This is a genomic window from Dysgonomonadaceae bacterium zrk40 (assembly GCA_016916535.1).
Taxonomy (GTDB): Bacteria; Bacteroidota; Bacteroidia; order Bacteroidales; family Dysgonomonadaceae; genus Proteiniphilum.
Genome location: CP070276.1, coordinates 1,890,286 through 1,904,815, shown reverse-complemented (window position 1 = coordinate 1,904,815; position 14,530 = coordinate 1,890,286). Strand labels below are relative to the sequence as shown.

At 50.3% G+C, this 14,530-nt stretch carries 12 protein-coding genes; 7 read left to right on the top strand and 5 right to left on the bottom strand.

The features are described 5' to 3' along the window. Nucleotides 1-50 precede the first annotated feature (50 nt). From JS578_07890 to JS578_07865, 6 genes are all read left to right on the top strand, one after another. Nucleotides 51-1,559, top strand: a complete 1,509-nt coding sequence (locus JS578_07890) for an IS5 family transposase (GenBank protein ID QRX62818.1) — start codon at nt 51-53, stop codon at nt 1,557-1,559. A 38-nt stretch (nt 1,560-1,597) separates the two neighbouring features. Further along, the gene (fucI, locus tag JS578_07885; protein ID QRX62817.1) at nt 1,598-3,367 is read left to right on the top strand and encodes an L-fucose isomerase; all 1,770 of its coding nucleotides are present in this window, start codon (nt 1,598-1,600) and stop codon (nt 3,365-3,367) included. Nucleotides 3,368-3,389: 22 nt separating this feature from the next. Continuing rightward, nucleotides 3,390-3,815: an L-fucose mutarotase gene (fucU, locus tag JS578_07880; protein QRX62816.1), complete on the top strand. Its 426-nt coding sequence runs from the start codon at nt 3,390-3,392 to the stop codon at nt 3,813-3,815. A gap of 10 nt (nt 3,816-3,825) precedes the next feature. Beyond that, nucleotides 3,826-5,154, top strand: coding sequence for an L-fucose:H+ symporter permease (gene fucP / locus JS578_07875; GenBank protein ID QRX62815.1), 1,329 nt, complete (start codon nt 3,826-3,828; stop codon nt 5,152-5,154). Nucleotides 5,155-5,240: 86 nt separating this feature from the next. Further along, nucleotides 5,241-7,466, top strand: a complete 2,226-nt coding sequence (locus tag JS578_07870; GenBank protein ID QRX62814.1) for an alpha-L-fucosidase — start codon at nt 5,241-5,243, stop codon at nt 7,464-7,466. Between the two features lie 97 nt (nt 7,467-7,563). Beyond that, a complete protein-coding gene (locus JS578_07865) occupies nt 7,564-9,966 on the top strand; it encodes a glycoside hydrolase family 95 protein (protein ID QRX64963.1) in 2,403 nt (800 codons plus the stop codon). A gap of 235 nt (nt 9,967-10,201) precedes the next feature. Here JS578_07865 and JS578_07860 read toward each other — a convergent pair whose 3' ends face one another. The 5 genes from JS578_07860 to prmC all read right to left on the bottom strand — a co-directional run bounded on the left by JS578_07860 (nt 10,202) and on the right by prmC (nt 13,375). After that, nucleotides 10,202-10,621, bottom strand: a complete 420-nt coding sequence (locus tag JS578_07860) for an SRPBCC family protein (protein QRX62813.1) — start codon at nt 10,619-10,621, stop codon at nt 10,202-10,204. Continuing rightward, nucleotides 10,618-11,271, bottom strand: coding sequence for an orotate phosphoribosyltransferase (locus JS578_07855; protein QRX62812.1), 654 nt, complete (start codon nt 11,269-11,271; stop codon nt 10,618-10,620). Before JS578_07855 ends, JS578_07860 begins: the two co-directional genes overlap by 4 nt. Before the next feature lie 76 nt (nt 11,272-11,347). After that, nucleotides 11,348-12,043, bottom strand: coding sequence for a ComF family protein (locus tag JS578_07850; GenBank protein QRX62811.1), 696 nt, complete (start codon nt 12,041-12,043; stop codon nt 11,348-11,350). Further along, on the bottom strand, nt 12,030-12,530 hold the full coding sequence (locus JS578_07845; protein ID QRX62810.1) for a RecX family transcriptional regulator: 501 nt from the start codon (nt 12,528-12,530) through the stop codon (nt 12,030-12,032). The genes JS578_07850 and JS578_07845 overlap by 14 nt, the downstream gene beginning before the upstream one ends. Next, complete coding sequence (prmC, locus tag JS578_07840; GenBank protein ID QRX62809.1) at nt 12,527-13,375, bottom strand: peptide chain release factor N(5)-glutamine methyltransferase; 849 nt, start codon at nt 13,373-13,375, stop codon at nt 12,527-12,529. Before prmC ends, JS578_07845 begins: the two co-directional genes overlap by 4 nt. Before the next feature lie 72 nt (nt 13,376-13,447). Here prmC and ribD point away from each other — a divergent pair, with 72 nt between their 5' ends. Further along, nucleotides 13,448-14,518, top strand: a complete 1,071-nt coding sequence (gene ribD, locus JS578_07835; GenBank protein ID QRX62808.1) for a bifunctional diaminohydroxyphosphoribosylaminopyrimidine deaminase/5-amino-6-(5-phosphoribosylamino)uracil reductase RibD — start codon at nt 13,448-13,450, stop codon at nt 14,516-14,518. Nucleotides 14,519-14,530 lie beyond the last annotated feature (12 nt).

Here is a 14,530-nt window from a genome sequence, read left to right as displayed (position 1 = left end):
TGCATAACTGCAAGAAATTGAGTATTTTTACTTCATAAACCTTGCATTTTATGATACGATACAAGAGCTCCAGACAGCTTTCAATATCCGAGTTCAAGATGCCTTTTGAGGCAAAACTGGATGAGAATAACCGGTGGGTTGTTCTTTCAAAAATAGTTCCCTGGGAAGAGTTCGCCCGGCTTTACTACAAGAACTTCAAGAGCAACCGTGGTGCCCCCACCAAGGATGCCAGGCTTGTGCTGGGAGTGATCATCATCAAGCACATCATGAAGACGGACGATCGCGGTGTGATAGAGATGATCCAGGAGAATCCCTACATGCAGTATTTTCTTGGACTCGAAGCTTTCACTTATGAACAGGTAATGACGCCCTCGCTGCTGGTTTCCATCAGGAAACGCATTGATCTGGATGTCTTTGAATCATTGACAGACGATTTAATAAGAAAAGGGTTGAAGCTGAAAGCCGGGACAAAACAAGAAAAGGCTGACACGGTTACGAAGGATGAAGAAGATGATAATGATGACGACCCTGATCCACATCCCGGGAACAAGGGGAAGCTTCAATTGGATGCAACGGTCTGTGATGCGGATATCAAGTATCCCACCGATCTGGATCTGCTGAACGAGAGTCGTCAAAAGGCCGAGGAGTTGATTGATGAGTTGTGTTTAAAACTGGGTATTAAAGATAAACCCCGTACATACAGAAGGGTTGCACGCAAGGATTTTTTGAATGTATCGAAGATGAAGAGAAAACCTGCCAACGTTTTAAGACAAGCGATACGCAAGCAAATCAACTACCTGAAGCGGGATGTACGGACTATCAATGAGATGCTGGACACCATAAAGGATGAACCGGTTCCTTTTGACAGGCGGCAACTGAAATATTTTTTTGTTATCCAGCATCTGCTGGAACAACAGGAGACAATGTACAAGAAGAAGAGCCATCAAGTAGAAGATCGCATCGTGAGCATTCATCAGCCGCATGTACGTCCCATCGTGCGTGGCAAGGCCAAGGCCAAGACGGAGTTTGGCGCCAAGATCAACATCAGCCTGCTGGATGGATATGCCAGGGTGGATCATTTTGACTGGGATGCCTTTAACGAGGGGCAGGATCTTCAGGCACAGGTCGAACGCTTTAGGGAACTGACAGGGAAATACCCGGAGCTGGTTCAGGTGGATAAGATTTATCTCACCCGGGAGAACAGACGGTTTTTGAAAGAGAAAAGAATCCGCTACACCGGGGAACCACTGGGACGAAAACCGATAAAAGAGATCAAGAGCAGATACCAAAAACGTAAAGAGCGACGAGAGGCGGCGGAACGCAATCAGGTTGAAGGAAAGTTTGGTCAGGGGAAACGTGGATATGGTTTAAATGATATCCGCGCCAGATTGGCCACGACATCAAACAGTTGGATAGGGGCTATCATTTTTGTGATGAACCTGATCCGACATATGAGGGATATTCCCTTGTCTTATTTTGTCTCGTTACTATTGAAACTGATGAAAGTGAGAAATATAAACATTTATCCACTCGGGCCACAAATGAAATTGTGTGCCTGATTAGGATTTAATAAGCAGACCCTAAATATATATCCATTATGCATAACTACCCAAAAATCGGCATTCGACCGGTAATTGACGGCCGACAGGGAGGCGTCAGAGAAAGCCTTGAAGATAAAACAATGAACCTGGCCAGGGCTGTATCAGATCTCATAAGCAGCCACCTGAAGAATGGTGACGGCAGCCCTGTAGAGTGTGTGATTGCAGATGGCACCATCGGGCGTGTGGGTGAGAGCGCCGCCTGTGCAGAAAAGTTTGAACGCGCAGGAGTAGGTGCAACCATCACTGTCACCTCCTGTTGGTGTTACGGCACCGAGACCATGGACATGAACCCACATTATCCGAAAGCAGTATGGGGTTTCAACGGTACCGAGCGACCCGGCGCAGTATATCTTGCTGCGGTGTTGGCTGCACACGCGCAAAAAGGGTTACCCGCTTTTGGCATCTATGGCCGTGACATCCAGGACATCAGTGACAACAGCATTCCAGACGATGTACAGGAAAAGTTGCTCCGCTTTGCCCGTGCGGCACAAGCGGTTGCCACCATGCGCGGCCGCTCCTACCTCTCCATCGGCAGTGTCTCCATGGGCATCGCCGGATCAATGGTTAATCCCGACTTCTTCCAGGAGTATCTGGGAATGCGTAACGAATCGGTCGACTCTACCGAGATTTTGCGTCGGATTGAAGAGGGCATCTACGACCGGGTTGAATTTGAGAGGGCAATGGCTTGGACGGAAGAAAAGTGCAAGCCTAATGAGGGAGAGGACTTTAACAGTGAAACAAAAAAGAGATCTCGCGAGGTGATGGATGCCGACTGGGAGTTTGTGGCGAAAATGACCCTGATCATCCGCGACCTGATGACCGGCAACCCGAAACTGCGGGAGATGGGCTTCAAGGAGGAAGCTATCGGGCACAATGCCATCGCTGCGGGTTTTCAGGGTCAGCGACAGTGGACCGATTTCCGTCCAAACGGTGATTTCTCAGAAGCAATCCTTAACAGCTCATTTGACTGGAACGGCATACGGGAGGCTTATATCCTGGCAACCGAGAATGATGCACTCAACGGAGTGTCGATGCTTTTCGGACACCTTCTCACCAACAGAGCACAGCTCTTCTCCGATGTACGTACCTACTGGAGCCCGGAAGCAGTGAAACGGGTAACAGGGAAGGAACTGACCGGCAGGGCTGCAAACGGCATCATTCACCTGATCAATTCGGGCTCCACCACCCTCGATGGTACCGGGAAACAACAGTTTAACGGTGAACCCTCACTGAAGCCTCACTGGGAGATCACACAACAGGAAGTAGATGAGTGCCTTGCGGCTACCACCTGGTATCCTGCCAATCGTGACTACTTCCGTGGAGGGGGTTTCTCTTCAAACTTTCTGTCGGAGGGTGGCATGCCTGTCACCATGTCGAGACTGAACCTGGTGAAAGGGATGGGACCTGTGCTACAGATCGCAGAAGGGTGGACCGTGGAGATTGGAGCCGAGGTGCACAGGATTCTAAATGAGCGTACCGATAAGACCTGGCCCACCACCTGGTTCGTGCCGCGCCTTACCGACAAGCCCGCCTTCCGGGATGTCTATTCGGTGATGAACAACTGGGGAGCCAATCACGGTGCCATCAGCTACGGCCATATCGGCAAAGATCTGATCACCCTGGCATCGATGCTTCGGATCCCGGTATGCATGCACAACATTGCTGATGATGAGATCTTCAGGCCCTCCGTGTGGAACGCTTTCGGCATGGAGAAAGAGGGGGCCGATTACCGTGCTTGCGATAATTTCGGACCCATCTATCAATAAAAACCACTAACACGGAATTGTTATGCTGAAAAAAATACCAAAGATTCTGTCGCCGTTGTTGGTAAAAACATTGATGGAGATGGGCCATGGCGATGAGATTGTAATTGCCGATGCCAATTTCCCCTCTCACACCTGTTCATCCAATGTGATCAGGGCTGACGGTCTCTCGGGAACGGAGATCCTGGAAGCGTTGCTGGAGCTGTTTCCACTTGACAGTTATAGTGAACATCAGCTATTTCTGATGAATGTGGTTCCTGGCGACGATTATAAACCGGTAATCTGGGAGGAATATTTAAACCTCCTGCAACGTTCCGGGGAACCCTGCAGGATTGGTTTCCTCGATCGGTTTCCGTTCTACGAGAGAGCCCGAGAAGCCTATGCCATAATTGCAACGGGCGAAGAGGCTTTGTATGCCAATATCATCCTGAAAAAAGGGGTGGTCAAATAAGAACAGAATCATGAATAAAACAAAACTACCCTTGCTGCGACACAACGGTGTCAACTACCTGATTCCTTTCATCATCATCACATCCTGTTTTGCCCTCTGGGGGTTTGCCAACGACATCACCAACCCGATGGTGAAGGCATTCTCGAAGATTTTCCGGATGAATGTCACCCAAGGGGCACTGGTACAAGTGGCTTTCTACGGAGGCTATTTTGCGATGGCTTTTCCGGCTGCAATCTTCATCAAGAAGTTCTCCTACAAATCGGGTATCCTGATGGGACTGGCACTCTATGCCATCGGTGCATTTCTCTTCTTCCCGGCGAAAATGATGGGTAGCTATTGGCCGTTTCTATTCGCCTATTTTGTTTTGACCTGTGGATTGTCATTCCTGGAGACCAGTGCCAACCCCTATATCCTCACCATGGGTCCGGAGGAGAATGCCACGCGCAGGCTCAACCTGGCTCAGTCGTTCAACCCCCTCGGATCACTCATGGGAATGTTTGTGGCAATGCAGTTCATACAAGCACGACTCAATCCGATGAACTCAGCAGAACGAGCAGCCCTCCCGGAGGAGCAGTTCAGGCTTCTCAGCCAATCTGATCTCTCCATCCTCATCACACCATACCTGGCCATCGGGCTGGTAGTGGTCTTGATTTTCCTGATCATTTTCTTCACCCACATGCCGGTGAACGGAGACAAGGAGAAGACATTCTATTTCGGCAGCACGATCAGGCGGATCTTCTCCCTCCCCAACTACCGGGAGGGGGTTATTGCCCAATTTTTCTATGTGGGGGCTCAGATCATGTGTTGGACCTTTATCATCCAATACGGCACCCGTGTGTTCATGGCACAGGGAATGGATGAACAGGCTGCCGAAGTATTGTCGCAGAAGCACAACATTGTGGCCATGTCACTATTTATCGTGAGCCGTTTCGTAGCAACCTATCTGATGAAATTCTTCAACCCGGGAAAAATGCTGCGTACGTTTGCCGTCACAGCAGCCATCCTTTCCCTGGGTGTGATTTTCTTCAGGGATGTATGGGGTCTCTACTGCCTGGTAGCTATATCAGGTTGTATGTCACTCATGTTCCCCACCATTTACGGCATCGCACTGAAAGGAATGGGTGAGGATGCCAAGTTTGGTGCAGCGGGGTTGATCATGGCCATTCTGGGCGGATCACTGCTACCTCCCCTGCAGGCGCGTATCATCGACATGGGAATTATCGGTACTGACTTCCCGGCGGTCAATGCCTCTTTCATTCTTCCACTGATCAGCTTTCTGGTAGTAGCATGGTATGGCAGGAAAGCTTACCGGAGAAGCATTGCTGTTTATCACGGGTAAGCTTTAATCACGATTGAAAAATTGAACCTGAAGATGAAGAATTGGATACAAATTGTTCAATTGCACTAACGAAAACAACAACCACAATGATAAAGAAATTCCTACTCAGTGCTTCAATTATGCTGTTGTCGTTCTTTCTCCCGGCACAACAGACCATCACACCAGCCCAAACCATCAGGATAGATGAAGGGGACAGTAAAGAGTTGATCATTGCAAAAGCCGCGCATGTGATTCCATCGCCCAATCAGCTGGAAGCACTCCGGAACGAGTTCATCGCGTTCATCCACTTTGGTCCGAACACCTTCACACGGAAGGAGTGGGGCACCGGCATGGAGGACCCCGGCGTCTTCGACCTGAAGAGCCTGGATACCGACCAATGGTGCCGCGCAATGAAAGCCGCAGGCATGAAAATGGTCATCCTCACCGTGAAGCATCATGATGGCTTTGTCCTCTGGCAGAGCCGTTATACCGACCACGGCATCATGTCCTCGGGTTTTCGTCACGGAAAGGGAGACATTCTCAGGGAGCTGTCTGAGTCCTGCAAGAAACATGACCTGAAGCTCGGGGTTTACCTCTCACCGGCAGATCTCCACCAGATTGAACATCCGGAAGGGCTTTACGGTAATCTCAGTGCATACACAAAACGAACCATCCCCCGCCAGGTGCCGGGACGACCGTTCAAGAACAAGACCACCTTCACCTTTGAGGTGGATGACTACAACGAATATTTCCTGAACCAGCTCTTCGAGATCCTGACCGAGTATGGAGAGATTCATGAAGTATGGTTCGACGGGGCACACCCCAAAAGGAAGGGGGGACAGACTTACAACTATCCTGCGTGGCGGGAGCTGATCCGCACCCTGGCTCCCAAAGCAGTAATTTTCGGGCGTGAAGATATCCGCTGGTGTGGGAACGAAGGGGGAGCCACCCGTGACACCGAGTGGAATGTGATCACCTATCCCGATGATCCGGGCAACTCCTCCCTCTTCCCCGACCGTACCGAAACGGATCTCGGCTCACGGAAGATGCTTTACCAAGGTAAATACCTGCACTACCAGCAAGCGGAGACCAACACCTCCATTCGTGAAGGATGGTTCTACCGCGATGACACCCATCAGAAGGTGCGAAGTGCCGACGATGTGTTTGATATCTACGAACGCTCTGTGGGTGGAAACTCTACTTTTCTGCTCAACATTCCTCCCAACCGTGACGGGATATTCTCCCCTGAAGATGTGGCTGTACTGGAAGCTGTAGGCAAACGGATCAGGGAGACCTATGAGGTGGATTTGCTACAAGGTGCCGAAGGAGCTGCAGAGTTGCTGGACGGCGATCCTGACACATACCTCCTGTTGGATGAGAGACCGCGTGAACTGACGCTGACGCTGTCTGCTCCCGTTACAATCAACCGCCTGATGCTGCAGGAGGCAATCGCCACCCACAGTGAACGGGTAGAGGCGCACGCTGTAGATGCCTGGATCGGGGACGGATGGGTGGAGGTTGCAACGGCAACCAACATTGGCTACAAGCGAATCCTCCGTTTTCCGGAAGTCACCACGAAAAAGATCCGTATCCGGGTGACTGCAGCACGTCTTGACCCGGCCATCAGCCATGTTTCCGCCCATTATTACCAAACGCGACCGCCACAGCTCACCTTTTCACGAGACAAAGAAGGAATGGTCACCATTGCACCCCGGCAGTCCGACTTCAACTGGAATCAACATGGTGAGAATGCTACCGGCAACCTGAACAGTGGGTATGAAATTTATTACACGCTCGACGGCAGTGAACCTACTCAAGCCTCCCACAGATACACCCAACCGGTAAGGGTTGAACGAAACGAACTGAAAGCGGTTTCATTTGCGAACGACATGAAGGGCCCGGTGCATCAGGAAGCGTTCGGGCTCGTGAAAAAAGAATGGACATTGCTCAGGGCAAGTAGTCAGCAGCATAATCGAGCCGCTCATTTTGCTTTCGATGCCGACCCACAAAGCTACTGGCAATCGGACGAGAATGCCGAACCGCACTATATAGCCATTGACCTGGGATCGACACAGCAGTTAAATGCAATGGTCTACACCCCGCAAACCGTTCATGGTGATGGGATGATGGCAGAGGGAATCCTGCAGGTCAGTATGGACGGAGAACGGTGGGAAACGGTGGAGAAATTTCTGTTCGGCAACCTGATCAATGATCCCACACCCCGGACACATCGCTTGACACAACCGGTAACAACCCGATATATCCGGATCGAAGCGACCGGGATTGCAGGAGATGGGAAATCATTGGCAATCGCGGAACTGGATTTTTTATAACGAGATAAATGATGATGGGTGCCGCCTCAAACGACATACGTCTAACTGATACTTTTTTAAATGAGAACCGATGAAAAAATTTCCTTTGATTTCCCTGATGGCGTTACTGCTGTTATCAACAAGTTGCAACAACCAACCAAACGGACAGGAGCTTTCATTACACTACGACACACCTGCCAATAGCTGGGAAGAGACGCTGCCTCTGGGCAATGGACGCATCGGCATGATGCCTGACGGGGGAGTAGAGCAGGAGATGATTGTGTTGAACGACATCACCATGTGGTCCGGCAGCGAGGATCCCGAAGCACTCAATCCCGAAGCCATTGAATATCTGCCGGTGATCAGACAGCTGCTGCTGGATGGCAACAACCTGGAAGCTCAGAAAGTAATGTATGAACATTTCAGGTGCGGCGGTCAGGGATCAGCTTTCGGCAGTGGCAAAGATGCCCCGTACGGCTCCTTCCAAATGGTTGGGGAGTTACATATCACCCACAAATACCGGGAAGGGGACAGCATCCGGGATTACCAACGGGAACTCTCCTTAAACGATGCCGTAGCATCGACACGCTTCAGCTCGGGGAGCACCACCTACACACGGGAATACCTGGCATCGCACAGCAATGACCTGCTGCTGATTCGGATCGGAGCGGACAAGAAAGAGGCGGTCACCTTTGATCTGGAGCTCAGTCGTCCCGAGAGAGCTACTATTACTCTCGAGGAAAAGGGACTCCGGATGGAAGGACAACTGAACGACGGCAACAACGGTGACGAAGGAGTGAGTTACCTCACCCGCCTGAAGATGATCAACAAAGGGGGAATCACTTCGCAGGAGGGACAGTCGCTCAGGGTTGAGGGTGCCGATGAGGTACTGTTGGTTATTTCAACCGCCACCGATCTACTGGAGAGTGATTATCATTCCATGGTTGACAGCTTGCTTGGAGCAGCAGATTCCAACTCCTTCAAAAAACTGAAAGAAAATCACATTGCAAAGTACCGGGAGAAGTTCGATCGTGTGGAACTCTACTTGGGTGAACAAGACAACAACAATACAACACCGGAACGTCTGTCGGCATTCCAGCACAACGATGACCCTGCTTTCGCCGCCCTCTATTTTCAATATGGGCGCTACCTGATGATAAGCGGCACCCGTGAGCATAGCCTGCCGCTCAACCTGCAGGGATTGTGGGCCAATCAACTGCAGACTCCCTGGAACGGTGATTACCACCTCAACATCAACCTGCAGATGAACTACTGGCCGGCAGAGGTATGCAATCTTGCCGAGCTGCACAAACCTTTGACCCGTTACACCGCATCGCTGGTTGAATCGGGAGAAGCGACTGCATCCACCTTCTATGGTGCGGAGGGTTGGGTTGCCCATATGATGAGCAATCCCTGGCAATTCACCGCACCCGGTGAGCATGCCTCCTGGGGAGCCACCAATACCGGCGGGGCCTGGCTCTGCCAGCATCTCTGGGAACAATATGCTTTCAGCGGTGACCAGGACTATCTTCAATCAGTATATCCCGTCCTTGAAGGTGCTGCCCGATTTTTCCTGAGCAGTATGATTCGTGAACCAAAAAATGGGTGGTTGGTAACTGCTCCCTCCTCCTCACCCGAAAACGCCTTTTATCTCCCCGGCAACAGTGAAGAACCGGTTTATGTGTGCATGGGTCCCTCCATGGATGTGCAGATCATCCGGGAACTGTTCACCAATCTCCTTTCAGCATCCGAGATTCTCGGAATAGAGGATGAGACAGTGAAGAGGATCAGGGAGGCACTACCCCAACTGCCACCAATGCAGATCAGTCCCGCGGGCTATTTGCAGGAATGGCTGGAGGATTATGAGGAAGAGGATCCCCATCACCGACATGTGTCACACCTCTACGCGTTGCATCCCTCCAACCAGATCTCACCGGTCACCACACCGGAGCTGGCCAATGCGGCGAGGAAGACACTGGACCGCAGGGGTGATGAGGGTACAGGCTGGTCACGCGCCTGGAAGATCAACTTCTGGGCCCGCCTGCACGACGGCAACAGGGCCTACAAATTGCTGAAAAGCTTGTTGGAACCGGCGATGGAAAATGTCAGTATGAGGGCTAAAGCGGGCACCTACCCCAACCTCTTTTGTGCACACCCACCCTTTCAAATTGACGGTAACCTGGGGGGGACAGCCGGCATTGCGGAGATGCTCATTCAGAGTCACGACGGATACATCCATCTGTTGCCGGCACTGCCTGAAAGCTGGTCGGAGGGCAGCTTCCGTGGGTTACGCGTACGGGGAGGAGCAGCGGTAAATGCCGTTTGGCAGGATCATAAACTGACCAAGGTCCACATGGTCGCCACTCATTCGAATCTGTTCACGCTCAAAGTACCCTCATATGTTTCTCAAGTTGAAATAAACGGAGAAATGGTGCCGATGGAAGAGGGTTTTGTGACCTTCAACCTGCAAAAAGGCGAAGAGGGAGAGATCCGGATGAGACACGAAAATAGAGACAATTAAAGTTTCTTATGTATGTTATGTTGAGATGGAAAAGCCATATTCCATCTCAACATTTCGCTTCACTTTGTTCGGTATTTGTTCGGTACTCGTTCTAATCTCGTTCTAATATGGTTCTAATATGGCTCTAATCTCGTTCTAATAGATTAGAACGAGATTAGAGTCAGTTAGGTCTGAATTAAGGTGAAATAAAAACCCAGATACGGCCAATGCTCCGACAAGAGAATGATTGCGAAGGCTATATACGGTCGTAGGGCAACCGTGACAATGCCTCCGACATCTTCTCCAGCATCTCATTCATCGGTTTTTCCACCATCCCCCGGAGAAAGGGATTCAGTTCGGCGCGGAGAGTGAGACGCAGTCTGGTATCCTTCTCTCCTTTTGCAACCAGCTGTATCCAAAGAAAGACATCAAAAGGAAGTTTTTCAGATTTCAACTTCACCACCTTGTTCGGTTCCCGCTCAGTCAGCAGGAATCGCACCGAACCAATCGGATTTACACTAAAGGAGATGCTATCCTCATCAAAAGAAAGGTCCCGAATCTGATCTTCAGGGATCTCATTTTTCACCTTCTCCAGGTTGCGGGGATCAGAGAGTACGCGGTACACATCAGCATCACTGTACAGGATTGTTTTTACGTCGCTTACGAATTCTGTCATCGTTTGCCTTTTTTGGGTGTCTGACCCCACTGGTCGGGATTCCTGCGCCAGTCCTGTAGCGTTTTAAGCTCCGATTCATCGATGTAATCGGTGGCCACTGCCTCGTCGAGGATCGCATCATAGTTGCAGAGCGTGGTGAGCTCCACCCTTGCGTCGTGCATGCTCTGTAGCGCGAGAGGGAAACCGTAAGTGAAGACTGCCACCATCCCCAACACATCCGATCCGTCACGGCGGATTGCCTCCACCGCCTTGAGGCTGCTGCCGCCGGTGGAAACCAAATCCTCGATCACCACAACCTTCTGTTTTGGCTTCAGGTCACCTTCGATTAAATTCTCCAGGCCATGATCCTTGGGTGTAGAACGGATATAGACAAAGGGGAGTCCCAACAGATCAGCGACCAACACTCCCGGAGCGATGGCACCTGTAGCCACACCCGCGATGGCATCGACCTGGGGATACTTTTCAAGTATCAGCCTGGCAAACTCCACTTTGATGAAGTTGCGAATGGCAGGATAGGACATCAGTTTCCGGTTGTCGCAGTATATAGGTGATTTCCAGCCCGAAGCCCAGGTGAAGGGATTGGAGGGCTGCAATTTGATCGCTTTTATTCGCAGCAGTTTTTCAGCTGTCAACTTTTGAACGTCATGCATATTGTTGCAGGTTTTTTGAGATGAATCACAAAAGTACGCTTTTCATCCGTAAGTGAGATTTATTTCAGAAAAAAAATCAGTACACCTCGCCGAGGGTGGCGATGCTGATCTTCACCCCTTGGCAGCAGGTAAGCGCTATGCCGCAGGCCTCCAGGGTAGAACCGGTGGTGATCACATCATCTATAAGCAACAGATGTTTGTCCTGAAACTCCTCCGGGTTGGAGACACGGAAGATGTCACGCACATTCTCCCAGCGTTGTGTACGGGTTCGAACTGTTTGCGTGGGATTGTAAACCTCACGGATGAGATTTCCAACGGAAAGGGGAAGAGCGGTAGCCTGTGAAAGTCCTTGAGCTATCAGTTGCGACTGGTTGTAACCCCTGGATTTTTCCTTTCGCGGATGGAGTGGTACCGGCACGATTAGCTGAACGGGTGCAAGGAAGTCGCTCCCCAACAGATCTTCACCGAAGAGGCGCCCCATCAGGAGACCAACTTCCTGTCGTTGATGGTACTTCAACTGGTGAATCAGTGGAGGCAGTACCCCTCCTTTGGTGTAGACACAGAAGCTGGCAATCCGTTCAAAAGGGATGCGGCCGGCCATCAGTTTCTCGGCAGCATTGTCCTTCTCCTGATAGTTATTTGTTCGGGGTAATTTGTACAAGCAGCGCAGGCAAAGAGCCTCTTCACCGGAGAGTAACGCTTCACCGCATACGGCACACACCTTCGGAAAAAAAAGTGAAGAGAGAATACTCATCAAGTCATTGCGTCTCATCTGGGCTTGAATCGAGATCCATCATTTTCAGGCATTGACCAATTTCATCGACAGTGAATCCTCTTCCCAACGCATAGCGAAGTAACTTCATTCTCCGCTCAGGCACAGATCGTCCGGAAACACTCTTAAGCTTTTTTTGAAGCAACAACAACAGTAGTTCGGAAAACTGGCTTTCGGAAAATTGAGCGAAGGCATCACCGACCACATCCGGTGAAATTCTCTTTTGGGCGAGATGCAGTTCAATTTTTCGTTTACCCCATTTGTTAAACTGAAGCTTGTCGCGAATATAACTCTCCGCGTAACGCCGCTCATCGATATACCTCTCTTTGATCAATCGTTTCACAAGCTTATCCACCACGTTGTCAGCGAGTCCCAACAACAACAGCTTCTGTCTGATTTCGTACGGTGCATACTCTTTTCTGGCACAGATGCGTGTCATACGGGCATATGCCTGTTTCTGAGTGACATTTTTCGCTTTTTGTTTCATCGTTGTTCACATTTTATCGCCCTAATCATACGCTCATTTCCGGAAAGATCCTTTCTCAGCTCGATCTCCCGGTATCCCATTTCGTGCAATTTCGCACACACCTCGTCGCCTCTGCTACGGTGAATCTCAAAGAAAAGCCGTCCACCCTCCTTGAGCAGATCCTCACCCAGCATGGCTATGCGCTCGTAGAAAAGGATAGGATCCCTGTCAGGCACAAAAAGTGCTTCCCCTGGTTCATAAGCAGTCACAGTACGATCCATCGTTGTTTTCTCCGACTGGGTGATGTAGGGTGGGTTGCTGACAATAAGGTCATATCGCCGCTCCTCCGTGAAGGGTTTCAGGATGTCTCGTTGTCTGAAGAACACCTCTACATGATTGAGATGAGCATTTCTCTGAGCCACCTGCAAAGCAGTGTTAGAGATGTCCCAGGCATGCACCTTCACCTGTGGCAACTTCACGGCCAGGGCTATAGCGATGCAACCGCTGCCGGTACCAATGTCCAGAATGTCTGTCGCTCCATCTCCACAATCTGCAATGACCCACTCCACCAGCTCTTCTGTTTCGGGACGGGGAATCAGCACCTCACGCCCCACCTGTAAGTCGATGCCATAAAAAGTTGTTTTCCCCATCACATATTGATAAGGTTCTCCCTTTTTCAGTCTGGAGAGAATCTCTTGCAGTTTACGCTCCTGGCAATCGGATAAATTGCTAAATTTGCCGGAGGTTAAGTAAGCATAAGTAAAGCCACTCAACTCTTCCAGGATGATCCGTGCCAAAAGGGAAGTTTCGGAAGGGGAATAGTGTTCACTCAGTGCTTGCCGGATATAGCGAATGATCTGATGCATAACAGGTCCATTATATGAGGTATTGATCCTCCGTCAAACAACGGGGGTATCACCAAAGCAAAGATAGAAAAAATGAGCATACAATCTATCTACATGGAGCGATCTCTTCAGCTGGCCCGGAAGGGCAAGGGTTACACCGGCTCCAATCCCATGGTAGGAGCGGTCATAGTCCACAGCAACAAGATCATTGGCGAAGGGTATCACCGCAAATACGGTGAACCACACGCCGAGGTGAACGCCATCGCCTCTGTCAAGGATCCCTCACTTCTCAGCGAAAGTACCCTCTACGTTACACTGGAACCTTGTGCCCATCAGGGTAAGACACCCCCCTGTGCAGCATTGATCGTTTCACGTCGTATCCCACGGGTGGTGGTGGCGGTGACAGACCCCAATCCGATGGTTGCAGGAAAGGGGATTGCCATGATGAGAGAAGGAGGTGTTGAAGTCTCTGTTGGATTGATGGAACAGGAAGCCCGTGAACTCAACAGATCCTTTTTCGTCAACCAGCTTCAAAAAAGGCCATACGTGATTCTCAAATGGGCAGAAAGCCGCGACGGATATATGGACCACCTGCGTTCATCGCTTACGGAAAAAGCTCCCGCCATCATCTCCAACCCAATCACACAAACAATCGTACATAAGTTTCGCACAGAGGTGGCAGGCATCATGGTGGGGACAAACACCGCACTGCTGGACAACCCACAGCTTACCGCAAGAAAATGGTTTGGACCAAATCCCACCCGGATAGTGATTGACCGGGATCATAAAATCCCATCCCACGCGGCACTCTTTAACGGAGAAGCACCTACCATCCTCTTTAGTGCTATTTCTCGTGAGCCGTTCCCCTCTTCGGCTGGTGTTAAAGTTGTAACCATTGACTTTCAGGGCGATGTCAACAGCCAGATATTAGATCACCTCTATCATGAAAATATACACTCTCTGCTGGTGGAGGGTGGATCCCAATTATTGAGCAGCTTTATTGATGCCGGATTGTGGGATGAAGCCTATGTGGAGCGATCGGAAATAATACTCGGCAGGGGTGTAAAAGCACCTGAGATACAAGGTGAAATCATCCAGGTAAAAAATTTCGCAAGATCGCTGCAGTTTCATTTAAAGAGTAAAATAACTCGAAATTTTCTTTAAATATTCATTTTA

What these genes read in the sequence shown, in the direction of transcription:
- JS578_07850 (QRX62811.1), bottom strand. Translation starts at nt 12,043, where the DNA reads ATGAGACGCAATGACTTGATGAGTATTCTCTCTTCACTTTTTTTTCCG.
- fucU (QRX62816.1), top strand. Translation starts at nt 3,390, where the DNA reads ATGCTGAAAAAAATACCAAAGATTCTGTCGCCGTTGTTGGTAAAAACA.
- JS578_07865 (QRX64963.1), top strand. Translation starts at nt 7,564, where the DNA reads ATGGCGTTACTGCTGTTATCAACAAGTTGCAACAACCAACCAAACGGA.
- JS578_07855 (QRX62812.1), bottom strand. Translation starts at nt 11,271, where the DNA reads ATGCATGACGTTCAAAAGTTGACAGCTGAAAAACTGCTGCGAATAAAA.
- fucI (QRX62817.1), top strand. Translation starts at nt 1,598, where the DNA reads ATGCATAACTACCCAAAAATCGGCATTCGACCGGTAATTGACGGCCGA.
- JS578_07890 (QRX62818.1), top strand. Translation starts at nt 51, where the DNA reads ATGATACGATACAAGAGCTCCAGACAGCTTTCAATATCCGAGTTCAAG.
- JS578_07845 (QRX62810.1), bottom strand. Translation starts at nt 12,530, where the DNA reads ATGAAACAAAAAGCGAAAAATGTCACTCAGAAACAGGCATATGCCCGT.
- prmC (QRX62809.1), bottom strand. Translation starts at nt 13,375, where the DNA reads ATGCATCAGATCATTCGCTATATCCGGCAAGCACTGAGTGAACACTAT.
- ribD (QRX62808.1), top strand. Translation starts at nt 13,448, where the DNA reads ATGAGCATACAATCTATCTACATGGAGCGATCTCTTCAGCTGGCCCGG.
- fucP (QRX62815.1), top strand. Translation starts at nt 3,826, where the DNA reads ATGAATAAAACAAAACTACCCTTGCTGCGACACAACGGTGTCAACTAC.
- JS578_07870 (QRX62814.1), top strand. Translation starts at nt 5,241, where the DNA reads ATGATAAAGAAATTCCTACTCAGTGCTTCAATTATGCTGTTGTCGTTC.
- JS578_07860 (QRX62813.1), bottom strand. Translation starts at nt 10,621, where the DNA reads ATGACAGAATTCGTAAGCGACGTAAAAACAATCCTGTACAGTGATGCT.